The organism is Mesorhizobium sp. M0140 (assembly GCF_040322475.1).
Lineage (GTDB): Bacteria > Pseudomonadota > Alphaproteobacteria > Rhizobiales > Rhizobiaceae > Mesorhizobium.
Genome location: NZ_JAMYTM010000003.1, coordinates 303,284 through 323,414 on the forward strand (window position 1 = coordinate 303,284; position 20,131 = coordinate 323,414).

The following is a 20,131-nucleotide window of genomic DNA, read 5'->3' on the forward strand; positions in this document are numbered from 1 at the left end:
GAGCCCGTGGCTCCCGGGATGTCAGCTCAGCCGGACGCTCTCACCCAGAAAATCGAGAAAGGCACGCACCCGCGCCGGCAGATGCCGGCCCTGGCCGACATAGACGGCGTGGGTGGGCTCCTCGTCGCCGGGATTGAATGCCTCCAGCAGCGACACCAGCCGACCGGCGGCGATATCGGCCGCCACATGCCAGCGCGCCAGCCGGGCGATGCCCGCGCCCGCCAGCGCCATCAGCCGCATCGCCTCGCCATCGCTGACCAGCGTGTTGCCGGTGATGGGAACCATGATGGCGCGGCCGTCCGCGTCGAGGAACGGCCAGCCATCGAGATGCCTGACGAACCCGAAGCCCATGCGGTTGTGCCTGTCGAGATCGGCTGGCGTCGGTGGCATGCCGTGCTTCTCCAGATAGGAAGGTGCTGCAACGACGACCACCGGGCTTTGCCCGAGCTTGCGCGCCACCAGCCGTGACTCACTCAGCGGCCCGGCACGGATGGCGACATCGGCGCGTTCCGCCATCAGGTCGATGACGCTGTCGGTCAGCACCAGATCGACCGAAATCTCGGGGTAGCGTTCGAGGAAGCGTGGCAGAAGCGGGATCAGCCGGTGTACCCCGAAGGGCACGTAGCTGTTGACGCGCAGCCTTCCGCGCGGTGCCGCACCCGCCGCCGCCTCCTGCTCGGCCGCCGCCATGTCGGCGAGGATGCGCAGGCCGCTCTCGTAGAATGCTGTGCCTTCCGGCGTCAGTTGAAGCTTTCGCGTCGAACGACTGACCAGCCGCGCGCCAAGCCGGGCCTCCAGCCGCGCGATCAGCTTGCTCACCGCCGACGGTGTCATGCGCAACGCGCGTGCCGCGGAGGAAAAGCTGCCTTCCTCGACGACGCGCACGAAAACTTCGATCTCGCCGGAGCGGTTGATGTCAGGCCTGGCCATTTGTGAATCTATTTCACAGAAAATGTGCCCAAGGCAAGTCTGGTTCACAATGCAGGGGAGCACGATCTCAGGGGTCGGGGCGCGGGACGGCGCTCTTCGTCATCGAAGTGGAAACCGCCATGCCTCTTGCTCTCTACGCCCTCGCCGCCGGTGCCTTCGGCATCGGCGTCACCGAATTCGTCATCATGGGTCTGCTGCTCGATGTCAGCAAGGATCTCGGCGTTTCGATCTCGGCCGCCGGCCAGCTCATTTCTGGTTATGCGCTTGGCGTCGTCATCGGCGCGCCCCTGCTGACCATCGTCACCGGTAACTGGCCACGCAAGACCGTGCTTCTGGTGCTGATGGCGATCTTCACGCTTGGCAATTTCGCCTGTGCACTGGCGCCCGACTACTGGACGCTGATGGGCGCCCGCATCATCACCGCTTTTGCCCACGGTACATTCTTCGGCGTCGGCTCTGTCGTCGCCACCGGACTGGTCGCACCCAACAAGAAGGCTTCGGCGATCGCGCTGATGTTCACCGGCCTGACCATCGCCAACATCCTCGGCGTGCCCTTCGGCACCTGGCTCGGCCAGGCCTTCGGCTGGCGGGCGACCTTCTGGGCGGTGACATTGGTCGGTCTGGCGGCCTTCGCCGTCATCCTGGTTCTGGTGCCGCGCAGCCAGACGGCTCCCGAAAAGAGCGATCTGCGCGCCGATCTCGCCGTTTTACGCCGCACCCCCGTCCTGCTCGGTCTTGCCACCACCGTGCTCGGCTATGCCGGTGTCTTCGCCGTCTTCACCTATATCGCGCCGCTGCTGACCGAGATCAGCGGCTTTGGGGAAGCAGCGGTATCGCCGATCCTGCTCGTCTTCGGTGGCGGCCTCATCGCCGGCAATTTGCTTGGCGGCAAGGTCGCCGACCGCTGGCTGGTGCCGGCCGTGCTGGGCAGTCTCGTGGTGCTGGCCCTGGTGCTTTCAACCATGACCTTTGCCATCCACAGCCAGGTCATGGCCGTCATCTATGTCGGCCTGCTCGGTGCCGCCGCCTTCGCCACCGTGGCGCCCCTGCAGATGTGGGTGCTGGACAAGGCGCAAGGTGCCGGTCAGAGCCTCGCCTCGTCCTTCAACATCGCCGCCTTCAATCTCGGCAACGCCGCAGGCGCCTGGCTTGGCGGCGCGGTCATTGCCCATGGCCTTGGCCTGGGTTCCCTCACCTGGGTCGCCGCCCTGCTGCCGCTCGCGGCGCTCGGCGTGGCGGGCCTGGCGCTGCGTCTCGATCGCACCGTCACGCTTGGCGAGCCTGCCTCCATCCGGTCGTGACCGTCCTCTGCAAACCCGCTTTCCACACCCTTCGTTCCACAGGAGTAAAAAGATGGACTACCGACGTCTCGGTGCATCGGGCCTGAAAGTGCCCGCACTCTCATTCGGCGCCGGCACCTTCGGCGGCTCCGGCCCGCTGTTCGGCGCCTGGGGCAACAGCGACGCCAGGGAAGCGCGGCGGCTGATCGACATTTGCCTGGAGGCCGGCGTCAACCTGTTCGACACCGCCGACGTCTATTCGAACGGCGCTTCGGAAGAGGTGCTGGGCGAAGCCATAAGAGGCCGCCGTGACGCCGTGCTGATCTCGACCAAGACCGCGCTGCCGATGGGCGACGGGCCGGCCGACTATGGCTCGTCTCGGTCGCGGCTGATCAGATCCGTGGATGATGCGCTGAGGCGCCTCGGCACCGATTACATCGACCTGCTGCAGCTGCACGCCTTCGATGCCGGCACACCGATCGAGGAGGTCTTGTCGACGCTGGACGAACTCGTGCGCGCCGGCAAGCTGCGCTATGTCGGCGTCTCCAATTTCTCCGGCTGGCAGGTGATGAAGTCGTTGGCGCAAGCCGACAGCCAAGGCTATCCACGCTATGTCGCGCATCAGGTCTACTATTCGCTGGTCGGGCGCGACTATGAATGGGAGCTGATGCCGCTCGGCCTCGACCAGGGCGTCGGCGCGCTGGTGTGGAGCCCGCTTGGCTGGGGCCGCCTGACCGGCAAGATCCGCCGTGGCCAGTCCTTGCCGGAAAAGAGCCGGCTGCACGACACGGCAAGCTTCGGACCGCCGGTCGAGGACGAGCATCTCTATCGGGTGATGGATGCGCTCGATGCGGTGGCGCTGGAAACCGGCAAGACCGTGCCGCAGATCGCCATCAACTGGCTGCTGCAGCGTCCGACTGTTTCCTCCGTCATCATCGGCGCCCGCAACGAAGAACAGCTGCGCCAGAACCTCGGCGCCGTCGGCTGGAATTTGACGCCGGAGCAGATCAGGAAACTCGACGCGGCAAGCGAAGTCACCGCGCCCTACCCGTACTTCCCGTATCGGCGGCAGGAAGGCTTTGCCCGGCTCAATCCGCCGGTGGTGTGAGCACTGGCGTTGAAGCTGCCAATCTCCCCCCTTGCGGGGGAGATCGGTTGTACCGCGTTCAGTGCAGCACGAACTCACCATCCACCTTGCGCCATTCATTCGGCGCGATCAGCTTCTGGTGGGTGTAGCTGATCGAATGCAGCGGCCCGTCCAGCTTGGCCTTCCAGAACTCGATGAACTTGATCAGTACCGGAAATTGTGGCGCCAGATCGTAGTCCTGCCAGATGAAGCTCTGCAACAGATGCGGATGATCGGGAAAGTGATAGAGAATCTTGGCCGTGGTCAGGCCATAGCCTTTGAGCATCAGGTCCATTTCGGAATGGTCGCGCATGGCAGTCCCCCTTGGGCGGTCCTGGTTGAGTCTCCTTTCCTCCCAACGTCAGAGTGTGCGCGCCGTTGCTTAACTGTCTATTGATTTTTCCTGATCGAAAACGGGTTTTCCGCGCGAAAACATGCAGTTAGCAGCGACGCTGATCGAGTGCTGACAGCGGCGGGAAAAACACCTGCGGCATCCCGCCGCGCGAATCCAACGTCTAATGTTGCCGTAACGGCGGAACTGGTAATAATGCCGCCGAATTCGCGGCCGTGCCGCTGCGATCCCGCCGACATTTCAAGCCGGCGATTGGTTCGGGAGGAAAGTCAGGAATGTCCGAGGTTCATGTCCATCGCGTCCAGCCGGCGTGGAAGAAAAACGCGCTGATCGACAATGACACCTACCTGAAATGGTATGCCGACAGCGTCAAGAACCCGGACAAATTCTGGGGCAAGCACGGCAAGCGCATCGACTGGTTCAAGCCCTACAGCAAGGTCAAGAACACCTCCTTCGACGGCAAGGTCTCGATCAAATGGTTCGAGGACGGACTGACCAATGTCTCCTACAACTGCATCGACCGGCACCTGAAGAAGCGCGGCGACCAGACCGCCATCATCTGGGAAGGCGACAATCCCTACGACGACAAGAAGGTCACCTACAACGAGCTCTACGAGCATGTCTGCCGGCTCGCCAATGTGATGAAGAAGCACGGCGTCAAGAAAGGCGACCGCGTCACCATCTACATGCCGATGATTCCGGAAGCGGCCTATGCGATGCTGGCCTGCACGCGCATCGGCGCCGTCCATTCGATCGTCTTCGGCGGTTTCTCGCCGGATGCGCTGGCCGGCCGCATCGACGACTGCAAGTCGACCTTCGTCATCACATCAGATGAAGGCCTGCGCGGCGGCAAGCCGATCCCTTTGAAGGAAAACACCGACAAGGCGATCGAGATCGCCGCGAAAGCCGGAACGAAAGTCGAAAAGGTGGTGGTCGTGCGCCGCACCGGCGGCAAGACCGGCTGGGTTCCCGGCCGCGACGTCTGGTACCACGACGAGATCGCGACGGTGAAAGCCGAATGCAAGCCCGAGAAGATGAAGGCCGAGGACCCGCTGTTCATCCTTTACACATCGGGCTCGACCGGCAAGCCGAAGGGCGTGCTGCACACCACCGCCGGCTATCTCGTCTACGTCTCGATGACGCACCAATATGTCTTCGACTACCATGACGGCGACATCTACTGGTGCACCGCCGATGTTGGCTGGGTCACCGGCCACAGCTACATCGTCTATGGCCCGCTCGCCAACGGCGCCACCACGCTGATGTTCGAAGGCGTGCCGAACTATCCGTCGCAGTCGCGCTTCTGGGAAGTCATCGACAAGCACAAGGTCAATATCTTCTACACCGCGCCGACGGCATTGCGCGCGCTGATGGGCGCCGGCGATGCGCACGTAAAGAAGACGTCGCGCAAGTCGCTGCGCGTGCTAGGTTCGGTCGGCGAGCCTATCAATCCGGAAGCCTGGGAGTGGTATTTCAACATCGTCGGCAACGGCAAGGTTCCGATCGTCGACACATGGTGGCAGACCGAGACCGGCGGCATCCTGATCACGCCGCTGCCGGGCGCCACCGACCTCAAGGCGGGTTCGGCGACACGGCCCTTCTTCGGCGTCAAGCCGCAGCTGGTCGACAGCGAGGGCAAGGTGCTGGAAGGTGCGGCCGACGGCAATCTGTGCATCACCGATTCTTGGCCCGGCCAGATGCGCACCGTCTATGGCGACCACGACCGCTTCGTGCAGACCTATTTTTCGACCTACAAGGGCAAGTACTTCACCGGTGACGGCTGTCGCCGCGACGCCGACGGCTATTACTGGATCACCGGCCGCGTCGACGACGTCATCAACGTCTCCGGCCATCGCATGGGCACGGCCGAGGTCGAATCCGCACTGGTCAGCCACGACAAGGTTTCGGAAGCCGCCGTCGTCGGCTATCCGCACGACATCAAGGGCCAGGGCATCTACTGCTACGTCACGCTGATGGCCGGCGAGCAGCCTAGCGAGGAACTGCGCAAGGAGCTGGTTGCCCATGTCCGCAAGGAGATCGGCGCCATCGCTTCGCCCGACAAGCTCCAGTTCGCGCCCGGCCTGCCGAAGACGCGTTCCGGCAAGATCATGCGCCGCATCCTGCGCAAGATTGCCGAGGACGATTTTTCAGCGCTCGGCGATACCTCAACGCTCGCGGATCCGGCCGTCGTCGATGATTTGGTCGCCAACCGGCAAAACAAGAAGAGCTGATGATGCAGGCCGCGCTCGGCACTGTCAGTGAACTCTGGCGCTATCCGGCGAGTTCGCTTGCCGGCGAGCGTCGGGAAACAATCTCGGTCGATATCGAGAGCATCGAGGGCGACCGCATGTTCGGCCTCGTCGACGCGTCCGACAATGAGATCGCGCGACCGGACCGCGACCCGAAATGGCACAAGGTGCCGCGCATCCGCACCCGGCTGTCGCCGACCCTGGAACTCGAGATTGCCGTTCCCGGGGACAACTGGCTGGCTGCGCCAAGTATCGAGAGCGACCGCGCGGTGTCGGCCTATCTCGGCTTCGAGGCCTCGATCCGACCGTTTCGCCGCGAGAATGCCGGACCTGACTATTCCGGCCCGCTGACCGCGGAGCGCTACCGCAAGGCGCCCATCCATCTGTTGACCACCGCCTCGCTGGCACGGCTCAAAGCGTTGCATCCGGAAGGGGTCGCCGACCCACGCCGCTTCCGCCCCAACATCGTCGTCGACATGACGGCAATCGAAGGGTCGTTTCCGGAAACGGAATGGATCGGCCGCAAGCTTGCCATCGGCGATCTCCTGCTGACTGTCTCCGAACCCTGCCGCCGCTGCGGTTTCACCATCGTCGCCCAGGATGGCTTCGACCATGATCCGGCGATCCTGCGCAACCTGGTCCGCCACAACGCCCACAATCTCGGCGTCTACTGCACGATCGACCGGCCGGCGCGCGTCGAAGTCGGCGACGCGATGCGCTTCGTGTAAGCTATCGATACAGATCTGCCCGCGTCGGCGGCAGGCCGCTTGGGCCGCGCGCGCGCTTGGTGACGACGGTCTGGAAAATCTGTGCCGAGGCACGTTCGAAGGTGATCGAACAGCCGGTCAGGTAGAGCAGCCATAGCCGCGCCCTGGCCTCGCCCACCTCGGCGATAGCCTCGTCGAAACGCGCGTGCAGGCGCTCGGCCCACAGGCGACAGGTGCGGGCGTAATGCTCGCGCAGATTCTCGACGTCGTAGACCAGGAAGCCGTGCGCCTCGAGATTGCCTGTTGTCATGCCGATCGTGTCGAGTTCGCCGCCGGGGAAAATGTATTTGATCAGCGCCTTGAACTCCGGCCCCTTGCGCAGGGTCTTCTTCATGTCGCCCTTGCTGCGCCTGGTGATGGCGTGATGCAGATAGATGCCGCCGGGCTTCAGCAGGCGGTGGACAGTTGAGAAATAGGTCGCGTGGTTGGCGAGCCCGAGATGCTCGAACATGCCGATCGACGAGATCTTGTCGAACGAGCCGGTGAGTTCGGCATAGGATTTGATCTCGATGGTGATGCGGTCCTCCAGACCCTCGGCGCGGATGCGTTCACGGGCAAGATTGGTCTGGGCCTGCGACAGCGAGACACCGTGGCCGATGACGCCATAATTCTTCGCGGCATGGATGAGCATCGCTCCCCAGCCACAGCCGATGTCGAGCAGTCGTTCGCCAGGCTTCAGCCGGAGCTTGCGGCAGATATGGTCGAGCTTGTCGATCTGCGCTTGATCGATGCTGTTGGCGAAATCCTTGAAGTAGCCGCAACTGTAGACCATGCGCTCGTCAAGGAAGAGCCGGTAGAAGGCGTTCGAAATGTCATAGTGATGCTGGATCGCCTCCTGGCTCGAACCGCTGACATAGGGATTGCGCCCCGACAGATCGGTCCGCGCCGTCATCTGCCTGCGTGCCAAAAGCACGGAAGGCAGGTCGCGCAGGATCGCCATTTTCGGCAGCGATTTGAGCTTGGTTCTGAGCTTGCCTTGCGACGGCAGGGCGTAGAAGTCGAAAAACGTCCCGTCTTCGATATCGATCGTCTTGGAAATCCACATTTCGATCAGCGTCGACAGGGATGGTCGCTTCACCACCTGCCAGACGATGTCCTGGTCGTTGATGGTGAGCACTGGACCCGTGGCGGGGCCGATCCGCTCCCCGGTCCACAGCCTGACGGCAAAGCCCGGTTTCAGCGTCTCGACAACCGTCCGCACGATCCGCGCCGCTCTCTCGGCTGCCTCCATGCATCCCTCCCACAGGGGCCGACCCGGATTGCCGGCTCGGCTCTATGCCATGATCTTGCCTGCCCGGCCGACAGCCCGCAACCCAGTGTCGTGCCAAAAGCACCTTCCCACTTTTTCAAACCTGCGCCTTGTCTTTTGCTGCAACGCACCCCATCATGAGTATGTGTTCAACAAATCGAAAGGAGGTGATCCGATGTCGAGTGATTTCGTTTTCCAGAACGTGGCCTCAGCGGATTGCACTTTCGGGAAGCAGTCTTCCCGTTAAGGCGCGAAATGCGCGGCGGGTGACCTCATAGGTCATCGCCATAGGGCCGCGCCACGGACGGAAACACGGAAGGCCGCCGGCTTCGAAAGAAGCGGCGGCCTTTTCCGTTTGCGGACTAGACTACTGGGTCAATGCGACCTTTTCGGTGTTGCGGATGATTTCCTGAAAGGCGTCGTCCAATTCGGCTCCGGTGGACACGTCGAAGAAATGCCTCTTGGCGGCGGAGGCGTCCTTCGATGAACAGTCCTTCAGCACCGCCTTTGCCTGGTCCCGCTCGGTTGCCGACATGTCCTTGTTGTTCAGATCGAAGCCGATGGTGAAAATCTCGATGCCGTCATTTTTCATGTTGCCGCACAGCGTTCCGGCGTTGCCGCGCGCAAGGTTGCCCTGGCTGTTGTAGCTGTCCCCAGCACCGGCGAAGGCGGTATTGAATTGGCCATCGGTCATCAGGATCGCGACCTTGGCGATCTTCTTCGGATCGGCGTCCGAGGCGCCTTTGCCGAGACCGGCATTTCTGATCGCAGTGCGCCATTGCGGCGACAGCATATAGTAGGTCCACTGAATGGCGATCGCGCCGGCCGTGTAGCCATCGGCCTGGAAGTCCTCGATCGATTCAAGCAATGCATCGGAATCGGCGGTCAGCGGGATCACTTCCGCATCAGGGCACCTGTTCATGTCCCCGCCGAGATGATCGTCCCGATTGACCAGGGCATAATATTTCTTGCCTTCCTTGTCGGTGCGAACCGTGTCTGGGCCGTCGGCGCTCATATCCGCGTTGCCGTTCTTGTCCTTGCGCTCCGTGGCGCAGTTGTCGGGATGTGGCATCGCCGCGCCGACGATGGAGATGTACTCGCTGAAGGAGGGCAGCAGATTTTTGCCCGTCTTGGCGACGAGAAGCGGACTGCCGGCGACGGGTGGCAGTTCAGAGCTCCCTTGCTTCTCGGCATAGACGTTTTCCGCCAGCTTGCCGGCGTTCACACCTGATGCGTAAGGCACAATCGCGACGCGGATGCGGGGGTTCTTCGGATCCTGGTTCTGCAGCATCGTCCGGACGGCGTTTTTTGCAGCAGCTCTCAGATCGCCGATTTTGTCGACCTTGCCGCGCTTCCTCATCGACCCGGTCACATCGAGCATCATCGCCACTTCGATGGTCTTGTCCGAATAGAGCGCCGTCGTGGAGGCGGCGACGCGTTTCATGTCGCCCGTGCCAAAAATCGGGAAATACAGCCCGACATCGACATGGGCGTCGGCCTGGACCGTCTTGGCAGTCCTGTTGACGATCAGCTTGTCGAGTACGATCTGGTCGGCCTGCAGAATGCCTGCCTGGCTGTTGGCGTCGAGAAAGGCCTGCACCGATTTGTTGGCATCGGCTTCCTTGATGACACCGGTCGTCAGGTCGCGTGCCGTCGACGTGACCGCGGCGTCGACCACGCCCTGAAGGCTCGTTTTCGCATTGTAGAGCTGCGATACGTTGACCGAAAAGCCCACGGCCAGCGCCAAGACCGAGGCGCTAAGGCCGAACAGGACTGCGAAATTTCCACCGCGATCCCTGGCGAACCCGCCAACCGCGTGAACAAGACCCCCGTAATTTCGCATCCTACAGCCTCCACTCGCCTCGGCCTCGTCGCCGCGGAAAGGGCAATGCAGGATTCCCGCCGGATGACGCCCTAGCTGGGCGGAGAGCTGGCTTTCCAGTGGCAAGTCGCTGTTTTTGTTAAACTTTGGAACCAACAAAGGTGAACGGCTGGTAAACGGGAACGCACCATGGCGCTGGCGTTTACCAGCCGCTTACCATGATCTGGCCCGAGGCACCGCGACGCCGTCGACGGCGTCCTGTTGCGGCACAAGCTCACTGTGCCGAAGCGGACCATGTGTCCCGAAAGTTGCGGCCCGGAGAAAACCTCCTGACCACCCTGGAGCAGTTGCAACGGTAGGCCTCGCGACTACGCCAGCATCTGTGCGCTGACGGTCCTGTCGATGCCGTGGTAGGGCGGGTTGAACAGATTGCCTTCCTGTTCGTAGGTCCACACCTTGAACAGGCTGAGCCGGTGGGGGCCGAAACTGTGCAGCAGCGGCACGTCGGTGGCGTCGCGGCCGCGGGCGATGACGATACGGCCGGTTCTCGGCGTGTTGTGGCGAGGATCGAACGTGTACCATTTGCCGTCGAGGAACACTTCCAGCCACGCCGAGAAGTCCATCGGCGCCGGATCGGCTGGCACGCCGATATCGCCGAGATAGCCGTTCACGTAGCGTGCCGGAATGTTCATGCAGCGGCAAAGCGTGATCGCCAGATGGGCGAAGTCACGGCAGACCCCGACGCGCTCCTCATGCGCCTGCGCCGCGGTGCGGGTCGAGCGCGCATAGCCATAGCCGAACGACAGCCGGTTGTGGACATAATCGACGATCGCCTGCACGCGCGCCCAGCCGGACGGGATGTCGCCGAAGAGCTCCCAGGCCAGGCTGCTCAGATGATCCGTCTCGCAATAGCGGCTGCCCAGGAGATAACCGAGAACTTCGTCGGGCAGGTCCGCCACCGGCACTTCCCTGGCCAGCGTGTTGACCTCGTCCGTCTCGCCGCTGTCCTCGACGACCGCGTCATACAGGATGCGAAAACCACCGGCGGGTGCTGTGAAGCGCCGGCAGGCATTGCCATGCAGGTCATGGTACAGCCTTGTCGGCACCGCGGGCGAGGTCAGCACCCGCGTCTGCCGCTTGATGTCGGCCTGCCTGTCCCGATGGATCTCGAGCACTGAAATCACCGGCGTGGCGGCTACGCATTCGATGGCGATTTCGTAGCCGAGCCGGATCAGCATCGTTGGTCCCCCTTCGATCGTTGTTGTGAGAAGCAGTCCTTCCCAAACGCCCGGAGGATACCGTGGTTCCCTGGGCCGATCGAAAAGCCCACCCCGTGTCTTCCCCTGCCGCGGTCGAGACGTTAGGTTCGGCAACCCCACCAGCGCTCCCCGAACTCAAGGAAAATCATGTATTCAGGCAGAAAATTCGCGGCCTTCCTCTTCGACATGGACGGCACGCTCATCAATTCCATCGCCTCGGCGGAACGGGTGTGGAGCGATTGGGCACGTCGCCAAGGCCTCGACGTCGCCGCCTTCCTGCCGACGATCCATGGCGTGCGCGCGATCGAGACCATCACCGGCCTGGCACTGCCGGGCGTCGACCCGGCATACGAGGCTGATCTGCTGCTGAAGGCCGAGGCGGCCGATCTCGATGGCATTCTCCAGATCGCCGGCGCCGTGGCATTTCTCAATTCGCTGCCGCCCGAACGCTGGGCAATCGTCACCTCCGCCCCGCGCGAGCTGGCGCTGTTGCGCATGAAGGCCGCCGGCATCCCCGTCCCGGGCGTCATCGTCGCGGCGGAAGATGTCTCCCGCGGCAAGCCGGCGCCCGATTGCTTCCGGCTTGGCGCGGAACGGCTCGGCTTCGACGCGCGCGATTGCCTCGTCTTCGAGGATGCTCCAGCTGGCATCGCGGCAGCCGAAGCGGCGGGCGCGGCGGTCATGGTCATCAGCGCCACGCACAAGCACCCCTTGCCAACGCAACATGCCGCGATCGCAGGCTACGACATGGTCGGCATCACGGTCGACGAGCGTGGCTGGATCGCGCTCGAGCCGCAGCGCAACGCTGCGTAGGGAGGCATCTAGAAGTCGCTGGTCAGGCCCTTTACTTCCCAGTCGCCGTAGCGCCCTGGCTCCTTGCCGCCGCGGCCGCCGATCTCCTTCGGCAGCGCGGCCTCCTTTTCGCGGTAGTGTTCCCGCCGCGCGGCGGCCTCGGCCAACGCACGGCGTGCGGCCGGCGCTAGCTCTCTTTGCGATGCCGCTTCGGCAGGAGCGGAGCCTGTTTTACTGATTTCGTCGGTCATGCGATAATCTCGGCAGATTGAGTCCAGTCAGCAGATTGAGTCCAGTCAATTGAAACAGGAACTGGCGTTTCCCATCATATAGCCATGAACCCACGACGATCGACCCCTTTTCGCTATCCCCCGGACAGGAGCAGACGATGAACACCATCCGCACCGCCATGCTTCTTGCCGCGATGACCGCGCTGTTCATGGGCGTCGGCTTTTTGATCGGCGGAACCGGCGGCATGATGATCGCGCTGCTGATCGCCGCCGGCACCAACCTGTTCAGCTACTGGAATGCCGACAAGATGGTGCTGTCGATGAACCGTGCCGTCGAGGTCGATGAAAGGAACGCGCCCGAATATTACGCCATCGTCCAGGCAATGGCCAAACAGGCCGGCCTGCCGATGCCGAAGACCTATCTGATCGACAACCCGCAGCCGAACGCCTTTGCCACCGGCCGCAATCCGCAGAATGCGGCGGTGGCTGCCTCCACCGGCCTGTTGCAGGCGCTGACGCCTGAAGAGGTCGCGGCGGTCATGGCGCACGAGCTCGCCCATGTGCAGCATCGCGACACGCTCACCATGACGATCGTCGCCACCTTTGCCGGCGCCATTTCAATGCTCGGCAATTTTGCCTTCTTTTTCAGCGGCAACCGCGACAACAACCCGTTCGGCTTTGTCGGCGTGCTGGTTGCGATGATCGTGGCTCCGTTTGCAGCGATGGTCGTGCAGATGGCGGTCAGCCGGACCCGCGAATACGAGGCCGACCGGCGTGGCGCCGAAATCTGTGGACACCCGCTCTGGCTGGCATCGGCGCTTGACAAGATCGCCCGCGGCGCCGAACGCATCCGCAACCCCGATGCCGAGCGAAATCCCGCGACCGGGCATCTCTTCATCATCAATCCTCTTCACGGCGAGCGCATGGACAGCCTGTTCTCCACCCACCCCGCCACTGAGAACCGCATCGCAGCCTTGCAAGCGATGGCGCGCGACATGGCCGGCAGCCAAACCCAGGCCGCCCAGCGCCAGGCCCCAACGCCACGCCAGGCGGACGAACTACGGCCATCCGGCCCATGGGATCAGGCAGCGCGGCCCGAGCAGTCGGCGGAGCCCGCCCAGCCGAAGTCCAACCCGTGGGGTCGCAATCCGACCGGGCCCAAGGGCCGGTGGTCGTGAGCGTGGCGGACAGAGGACCACGACGCACTGTTTCAAGTGATCAGGAACACAGGGACGGCGGCGACTTCGTTGCCGGCCTCGCCGCCCGCAAGGCGGCGGCGCGCCTGCTTGCCGCCGTCATCGACGCCAGGACGCCGCTTGATGGGCTGACCGATCACGAGAACGGCCACCCGCAATACAAGGCGCTCGACTTGCGCGATCGCGGCCTGGTCCGCGCCATCCTGGTCACCGCGCTACGCTATCGCATGACCATATCAGGGCTGCTGGCGAGGCGCCTGGAAAAACCGCTGCCGCCCAATGCCACCGCTTTGTCGCACATATTGCATGTGGCCGCAGCACAGATCCTGTTCCTCGATATTCCCGACAGCGCCGCCGTCGACATTGCGGTGACCCATGCCAAGTCCGATCCGCGCACGGTGCGCTTCTCCGGCCTCGTCAATGGCGTTCTGCGCACGTTGGCACGGGCCAAGGAAACGGAATTGCCTGCCGCCCTTGCCGCCACCGACGAGGCGCCCAAATGGTTTTCCGACAGGCTGAAGACCACCTACGGCAACGAGAAGGCCAGACAGATCCTCGAAGCACATCGCGTTGAGGCGCCGGTCGACTTCTCGGTCAAGGCCGATCCCGGTCTCTGGGCCGAAAAGCTCGGCGGCATCGTCCTGCAGACAGGCACGGTGCGAGTCGAGAATCTTGTCGGTGCTGTCACTGAATTGCCTGGCTTTGCCGAGGGCGCCTGGTGGGTCCAGGACGCCGCGGCCAGCCTGCCCGCCCGGCTGTTCGGCGATGTCACGGGATTGCGGGTTGCCGATCTCTGCGCCGCGCCCGGCGGCAAGACCGCGCAGCTGATCGTTGCCGGCGCGAAGGTCACCGCCGTCGACACGTCAAAAAACCGGCTCGTGCGGCTGACGCAGAATCTCGACCGTCTCGGCCTGTCGGCCGAAATCGTCCAGGCCGACCTGCTCAAATATGAGCCGGAAGAACTCTTCGACGCGATCCTCCTCGACGCGCCCTGCTCGTCGACCGGCACGGTGCGGCGGCATCCCGACGTGCCATGGACCAAGACTTCGGCCGATGTCGAAAAACTGGCCGACCTGCAACGCAGGCTGCTCGCCCGCGCCGTCACCCTGGTGAAGCCCGGCGGCACGATCGTCTTTTCCAACTGTTCGCTCGACCCGCTCGAGGGCGAGGATCTCTATCGCGCCTTTCTGGCCGGCACGCCTGAAATCACCAACGATCCGTTGCGGCAAGGCGAGATCGCCGGCATCGATCCGTTCCTGACGCCGCAGGGCACGTTGCGCACCACGCCCGCCGACCTGGACCTCGGCGCGCCGGAGCGCTCGGGCCTCGACGGCTTCTTCGCCGCTCGCATGCGGCGAGCCGGCTAGGGATTGAACTGCCGGATCTACTGACTTTTTAGGCAGGATCGGGGGCAAAACCAGGTGAACCGGCGTGGGCTCGTGGAATTCGCCTTCGCACGAATCGTGCAATCATGTAGACTCGGCGCCGGGGTAGAGGACGATCAGGAGGGGTTTTGGCACTTGCTGCCAGCAGCACGACGCGTCTATGGACGCTTGTCGCGAAGGAGTTCTGGCGCAAAACGCGCCGGCGCCTGCGCGCCGGGCCTGTCTATCGCTGGCGCTATTCCGGCCGCACGCCGGAACGTGTGCTGATCGCACCGCCGGACCTGCGCCTCGCCGACCCGCAGATCGCACTCGAGATCTATTACGGCCGTTATCCCCTGTCGGGGCATCTCGTCGAGACCGGCGGCAAGTCGCCTTTCCAGATCAACGTGCCCAATCACGGCTGGCAGAAGACGCTGCACGGCTTTCGCTGGCTGCGCCATATGCGCGCCGCCGGCACCGAGCTTGCCGCCGCCAATGCCCGCGCCCTGGTCTCCGACTGGATCACCATGCATGGCAGCCATATTTCCGGCATCGCCTGGGAGCCGGGCACGACGGCCAAGCGCATCATCGCCTGGTTGCAGCACTCCTCGGTCGTATTGCAGGGCGCCGAGTTCCCTTTCTACCGCGCCTTCCTGAAATCGGTTGCCATCCAAATCCGCTACCTCAGGTCGATGGCGCGCGAAATGCCCGACGGCAAGGACAGGCTGCGGGCCCGCATCGCGCTCGCCTTCGCTGCCTTGTCCCTGCCGGCGCCGGCATCGGCCCTGCGGGGCGCGACCCGCAATCTTGCCGAGGAACTCGACCGCCAGATCCTCGCAGATGGCGGGCACATTTCGCGCAATCCGATGGTCGTCCTGGAAATCCTCGCCGACCTTCTGCCGCTGCGCCAGACTTATGCCAACCAGGCGGAAACGCCGCCGCAGGCGCTGATCGGCGCCATCGACCGCATGCTGCCGGCGCTGCGCTTCTTCCGCCATCAGGATGGCAGCCTCGCCCGCTTCAACGGCATGGGCGCCACCATCCACGACCGCATCGCCACCATTCTGCGCCACGACGACACCGCTGGCGCGCCGCTGCTGCATGCGCCGCATTCCGGCTATGAGCGCCTGTCGATGGGCGGCACCACGGTCATCGCCGACACCGGCCCGCCGCCGCCGATCGATGTGTCCAACGCCGCACACGCCAGCTGCCTCGCCTTCGAACTGTCGTCCGGCCGCCAGCACTACATCGTCAATGCCGGCATTGACACCTATGGCGCGGCTGAATTCCGGCCGCTGGCGCGCGCCACCGCCGCGCACTCGACCGCCACCATCAACGACACCTCGTCGGCGCGCTTCAGCCATTCGTTGCGCGTCAACGACCTGCTCGGTTCGCCGCTGATCGGCGGCCCGCAGCATGTGCAGTGCAAGCGCACCGACCAGAAGGGCGTTCAGGGCTTCATCGCCCGCCATGACGGCTATGTCCCGCGCTTCGGCTTCCTGCATGAGCGCGAGCTGAAACTGTCGTCGAACGGCAATGTGCTGGCTGGCCGCGACCGCTTCCAGCGCCCCGGCAATACGGCGATCCGCAACAATGGGCGCGACTTCGTCACCGTCCGCTTTCACGTTCATCCCGACGTCAACCTTTTGCAGGACGAGCATGACCGCCTGGTGCTGGCCGCCGATCAGGCCGACACCTGGGTGTTCACAGCAGCCGAAGTGGTGCCGGAGGTCGAGGAATCGATCTATTTCGCCGGCCTTGGCGGCCCGCGCCGCAGCCGCCAGATCGTGCTTGCCTTCAAGGCTTCGGAAATCGCCGAAGTCCACTGGCAGCTGACCCGCACCAGCATCGCCGGCTACCCGGAAAACAACTGACCCTCCTGACAGGGCTTCGAACTCAGGTTAACAAAAGGCCTGACGACAACCAGTTTGGGGCATCGGCAGCTTTAGTGCCGGCAGCTTTCCCACGATAGGAATTTTTTCTTGACTCCGTGCCCTCAGCTATGGTACATTTTTGCCTATGGTGCTGATTTGCGCCAGTGGCCCGCCGCATAGGCGGGTTTTTTCGTTGGTGCTCCGTCAGCCAACGCGCCTGCGAAGTCTCCGAAGAAACCCGTTAACACGGATTCGTTGCCTTGCCCCAACCTGACCGCCGGTTTGATTTCCGGGCGGCATGTGCTACGGGCGCGGGCATCCACCACACCAGTCGTGAAAGGCCGCCAGCCCATGGCCGTCGCCGCCAAGAACATTCCCGCCCCAGACCTTGTTCCCGTGCGTCGCGCCCTGCTCTCCGTTTTCGACAAGACGGGCCTTATCGATTTCGCCAAAGCGCTGACAGCGGCCGGTGTCGAACTGGTCTCGACCGGCGGCACGGCAAAGGCGATCACCGAGGCGGGCCTGGCGGTGCGCGACGTCTCCGAGCTCACCGGTTTCCCCGAGATCATGGACGGCCGCGTCAAGACCTTGCATCCCGGCGTGCATGGCGCGCTGCTTGGCGTGCGCGACGATCCGGAGCATTCCGCGGCAATGCGCAAATACGGCATCGAGCCGATCGATCTCGTCGTCTCCAATCTCTATCCGTTCGAGGAGGTCCGCCGCTCCGGCGCCGACTACGCGTCGATCGTCGAAAACATCGACATTGGCGGCCCGGCGATGATCCGCGCCTCGGCCAAGAACCACGCCTATGTCGCCATCGTCACCGATCCCGGCGATTACGCTTCGGTGCTGAATGCGCTGGAGATGAACATCGGCTCGCTGTCGCTGGATTTCCGCAAGAAGCTGGCGGCCAAGGCCTTTGCCCGCACCGCCAGCTATGACGCGGCGATCTCCGGCTGGTTCGCCGAGGCGCTCGAGATCGAACATCCGACATGGCGCGCCTTTGGCGGCAGGCTGGTCGAGGTGATGCGCTATGGCGAGAACCCGCATCAGAGCGCCGGCTTCTATGTCAACGGCGACAAGCGCCCGGGCGTCGCCACGGCACGCCAGCTGCAGGGCAAGCAGCTATCCTACAACAACATTAACGACACCGACGCCGCCTTCGAATTGGTCGGCGAGTTCGACCCCGATCTTTCCGCCGCCGTCGCCATCATCAAGCACGCCAATCCGTGCGGCGTTGCCGAAGGCGCCTCGCTGAAAGCCGCCTACGCCAAGGCGCTGGCCTGCGACCCGGTCTCGGCCTTCGGCGGCATCATCGCCGTCAACCGCACCCTCGACGCCGAGGCGGCGGAAGAGATCGTCAAGACCTTCACCGAAGTGATCATCGCACCCGGCGCGACCGGCGAGGCCGCGGCAATCGTTGCGGCAAAGAAGAACCTGCGCCTGCTGGTCACCGGCGGCCTGCCGGATCCGCGCACGCCTGGCACAACGGTCAAATCCGTCGCCGGGGGCTTGCTCATCCAGGGCCGGGACAATGCCGTGGTCGACGACCTCGAGCTGAAGGTGGTGACGAAGCGCGCGCCGACAGCGGCCGAAATGGCCGACCTCAAATTCGCTTTCCGCATCGCCAAGCATGTCAAGTCGAACGCCATCGTCTACGTCAGGGACGGCGCCACCGTCGGCATCGGCGCCGGCCAGATGAGCCGGGTCGATTCCTCACGCATCGCCGCCCGCAAGGCACTCGACGCCGCCGAGGCCGCCGGCCTCGCCGAACCGCTGACCAAGGGCTCGGTGGTCGCCTCCGACGCCTTCTTCCCCTTCGCCGATGGCTTACTGTCGGCAATCGCCGCCGGCGCCACCGCCGTCATCCAGCCGGGTGGCTCGATGAACGACAGGGACGTCATCGCCGCCGCCGACGAGCACGGCATCGCCATGGTGTTTACGGGCGTCAGGCATTTCCGCCATTAGCTGCTTTTACCCTCCCCCTTTGTGGGGGTGAGAAGCGGTTCGCGCAGCGAACGAAAAGCCAATTGCTTGGCTTTTCGAGCTTCGAACGCCCTAAGCCTGCGAAGGGCTCGGGGCTGAATTCTGAATGACCAGTCGCCGGGCCGGGTCCCCGCTGCTTCGCAGCGTCCCGGCGTTCACCGGCCTTTCATCGTGCCACTGGCACGATGAATTCGCTTCGCGAACCGGCTGCTCACCCCCACAAGGGGGAGGGTAAAGTCAATCCACCGGCCGGTCCGCCGGATAGGGCGTCTTGACCAGGATCGCCATGCCGATGCCCAGGAACAGCACGATCACCGCCATGCCGAGCCGCGCCGAGCCGCTGGCCAGGGTGACCGACGCGACCATGAACGGCGCCAGGAAACTGGTCGCCCGCCCGGCCAGCGCATAAATGCCGAAATAGCGGCCGGATTCTGCCGCCGTGACGCTGCGCGCCATATAGGACCGCGACGACGCCTGCACCGGCCCGAAAGCCACACCGATCAACAGGCCGAAGAAGATGTAGGCCTTTTCCGCTGCCGTGCCGAACAGGCCGCCGCTGTCCGGTCCAGGCATCATCCAGAGGCCGAACAAAGTATAGCCCGGCCCGGTCGAGACGATGCCGATCGTGGCGATGCTGAGCAGGACCAGCGAGATCATGACGATGGTTTTTGAGCCAAGCGCCGTGTCGAGACGGGCTGCAACCAGACAGCCGAAGATGGCGACGACATTGAGAATGATGCCGAAAATACCAATTTCGGTGATCGACCAGTGGAACATCGCAGCGGCGAAAGTGCCACCCAACGCCAGCAGCGCGTTGACGCCGTCCTGATAGATCATGCGGGCGACCAGAAAGCGGAAGATACCGCTGCGCTTACGCACCTCGCCCAATGTCACTTTCAGCTCCGCCAACCCCTCTCGGACAGCCGGACCGATCGGCAGGCCCTTGATGGCGTCGGGGGTGAAAAAGAACATCGGCAGGATGAACAGGAAGTACCAGCCGGCTGACAAAGGCCCGGTTGCGCGCGCGTCCTCGCCGAGCTTCGGGTCGAGCCCGAACAGCGGGTCGATGCCGATGATCGTCTTGCCGGTCTCCGGCGAACCGGCCAGGCAAGCGACGACGAAGATCAGCGCGATCATGCCGCCGAGATAGCCAAGCCCCCAGGCCATGTTGGAGATCCTGCCGATCTCGCTCTTCGGCACCAGGCGCGGCATCATCGAATCGTTGAACACGGTCGAAAACTCCGCCGCCACCGACGCCAGCGAAAAGAACAGCACGACCAGGAAAAGGTTCGAACCGGGGGCCGCGAACCAAAGCATGCAAAGGCAGGTGACCTTGACCGCGGCAAAGAATGCGATCCAAGGCTTGCGCGGTCCGGTCTGGTCGGCGATCGAGCCGAGGATGGGCGACAGCACGGCGATGACAAGACCTGCCGCGGCGATGCCATAGCCCCAGGCCGCCTGCCCGGTTTCCGGGTCGCTCGCCATCCGCGACACGAAATAAGGCCCGAAGATGAAGGTGGTGACGACGGTGAAGAACGGCTGCGCCGCCCAGTCGAACAACATCCATCCCCAGATGCCGCGCCCGGACGCACGCTGCACTGTCTCTACCGTCATGATGATCCCCCCGGCACCGGTTCCGTGTCGGGCGCCATGTC

General features: G+C 63.8%; 16 protein-coding genes. 9 read left to right on the top strand and 7 right to left on the bottom strand.

What is annotated here, in order from left to right:
• Positions 1–21: 21 nt before the first annotated feature.
• Entirely contained in the window at positions 22–930 is a 909-nt protein-coding gene (locus NKJ37_RS05220; RefSeq protein WP_352773033.1) for a LysR family transcriptional regulator, read from the bottom strand.
• Between the two features lie 119 nt (positions 931–1,049).
• Here NKJ37_RS05220 and NKJ37_RS05225 point away from each other — a divergent pair, with 119 nt between their 5' ends.
• Positions 1,050–2,231: an MFS transporter gene (locus tag NKJ37_RS05225; protein ID WP_352773036.1), complete on the top strand. Its 1,182-nt coding sequence runs from the start codon at positions 1,050–1,052 to the stop codon at positions 2,229–2,231.
• A 52-nt stretch (positions 2,232–2,283) separates the two neighbouring features.
• Positions 2,284–3,318: an aldo/keto reductase gene (locus tag NKJ37_RS05230; RefSeq protein WP_352773039.1), complete on the top strand. Its 1,035-nt coding sequence runs from the start codon at positions 2,284–2,286 to the stop codon at positions 3,316–3,318.
• Positions 3,319–3,376: 58 nt separating this feature from the next.
• On the opposite strand, the gene NKJ37_RS05235 is transcribed toward NKJ37_RS05230, so the two are convergent.
• Positions 3,377–3,649 (bottom strand): usg protein, encoded by a 273-nt coding sequence (locus NKJ37_RS05235; protein WP_109664371.1) that lies wholly within the window; start codon positions 3,647–3,649, stop codon positions 3,377–3,379.
• A gap of 314 nt (positions 3,650–3,963) precedes the next feature.
• Between NKJ37_RS05235 and acs the strand changes: the two genes are divergently transcribed.
• Both acs and NKJ37_RS05245 read left to right on the top strand, forming a co-directional pair.
• Positions 3,964–5,919 (top strand): acetate--CoA ligase, encoded by a 1,956-nt coding sequence (gene acs, locus NKJ37_RS05240; protein ID WP_352773042.1) that lies wholly within the window; start codon positions 3,964–3,966, stop codon positions 5,917–5,919.
• 2 nt (positions 5,920–5,921) lie between these two features.
• The gene (locus NKJ37_RS05245) at positions 5,922–6,665 is read left to right on the top strand and encodes an MOSC domain-containing protein (protein WP_352555461.1); all 744 of its coding nucleotides are present in this window, start codon (positions 5,922–5,924) and stop codon (positions 6,663–6,665) included.
• A 1-nt stretch (position 6,666) separates the two neighbouring features.
• On the opposite strand, the gene NKJ37_RS05250 is transcribed toward NKJ37_RS05245, so the two are convergent.
• The 3 genes from NKJ37_RS05250 to NKJ37_RS05260 all read right to left on the bottom strand — a co-directional run bounded on the left by NKJ37_RS05250 (position 6,667) and on the right by NKJ37_RS05260 (position 11,013).
• Positions 6,667–7,935 (bottom strand): class I SAM-dependent methyltransferase, encoded by a 1,269-nt coding sequence (locus tag NKJ37_RS05250; protein ID WP_352441020.1) that lies wholly within the window; start codon positions 7,933–7,935, stop codon positions 6,667–6,669.
• Between the two features lie 385 nt (positions 7,936–8,320).
• Positions 8,321–9,796, bottom strand: coding sequence for a TadE/TadG family type IV pilus assembly protein (locus NKJ37_RS05255; RefSeq protein WP_352773045.1), 1,476 nt, complete (start codon positions 9,794–9,796; stop codon positions 8,321–8,323).
• Positions 9,797–10,143: 347 nt separating this feature from the next.
• A complete protein-coding gene (locus tag NKJ37_RS05260; protein ID WP_023811738.1) occupies positions 10,144–11,013 on the bottom strand; it encodes a transglutaminase-like domain-containing protein in 870 nt (289 codons plus the stop codon).
• Positions 11,014–11,181: 168 nt separating this feature from the next.
• Between NKJ37_RS05260 and NKJ37_RS05265 the strand changes: the two genes are divergently transcribed.
• Positions 11,182–11,847 (top strand): HAD-IA family hydrolase, encoded by a 666-nt coding sequence (locus tag NKJ37_RS05265; RefSeq protein ID WP_352555467.1) that lies wholly within the window; start codon positions 11,182–11,184, stop codon positions 11,845–11,847.
• Between the two features lie 8 nt (positions 11,848–11,855).
• Here NKJ37_RS05265 and NKJ37_RS05270 read toward each other — a convergent pair whose 3' ends face one another.
• Complete coding sequence (locus NKJ37_RS05270; RefSeq protein WP_352555469.1) at positions 11,856–12,077, bottom strand: DUF1674 domain-containing protein; 222 nt, start codon at positions 12,075–12,077, stop codon at positions 11,856–11,858.
• A 137-nt stretch (positions 12,078–12,214) separates the two neighbouring features.
• On the opposite strand from NKJ37_RS05270, the gene htpX reads away from it, so the two are divergent.
• The 4 genes from htpX (at position 12,215) to purH (ending at position 18,458) form a co-directional block, all read left to right on the top strand.
• Positions 12,215–13,234: a zinc metalloprotease HtpX gene (gene htpX / locus NKJ37_RS05275; RefSeq protein ID WP_352611345.1), complete on the top strand. Its 1,020-nt coding sequence runs from the start codon at positions 12,215–12,217 to the stop codon at positions 13,232–13,234.
• Positions 13,231–14,619, top strand: coding sequence for an RsmB/NOP family class I SAM-dependent RNA methyltransferase (locus NKJ37_RS05280; protein ID WP_352611344.1), 1,389 nt, complete (start codon positions 13,231–13,233; stop codon positions 14,617–14,619). Before htpX ends, NKJ37_RS05280 begins: the two co-directional genes overlap by 4 nt.
• Before the next feature lie 146 nt (positions 14,620–14,765).
• On the top strand, positions 14,766–16,490 hold the full coding sequence (locus NKJ37_RS05285; protein WP_352611343.1) for a heparinase II/III family protein: 1,725 nt from the start codon (positions 14,766–14,768) through the stop codon (positions 16,488–16,490).
• Between the two features lie 351 nt (positions 16,491–16,841).
• Entirely contained in the window at positions 16,842–18,458 is a 1,617-nt protein-coding gene (purH, locus tag NKJ37_RS05290) for a bifunctional phosphoribosylaminoimidazolecarboxamide formyltransferase/IMP cyclohydrolase (protein WP_352773048.1), read from the top strand.
• A 255-nt stretch (positions 18,459–18,713) separates the two neighbouring features.
• Here the strand turns inward: purH and NKJ37_RS05295 are convergent, their stop codons facing one another.
• Positions 18,714–20,090, bottom strand: coding sequence for an MFS transporter (locus NKJ37_RS05295; RefSeq protein ID WP_023811732.1), 1,377 nt, complete (start codon positions 20,088–20,090; stop codon positions 18,714–18,716).
• Positions 20,091–20,131: the final 41 nt, after the last annotated feature.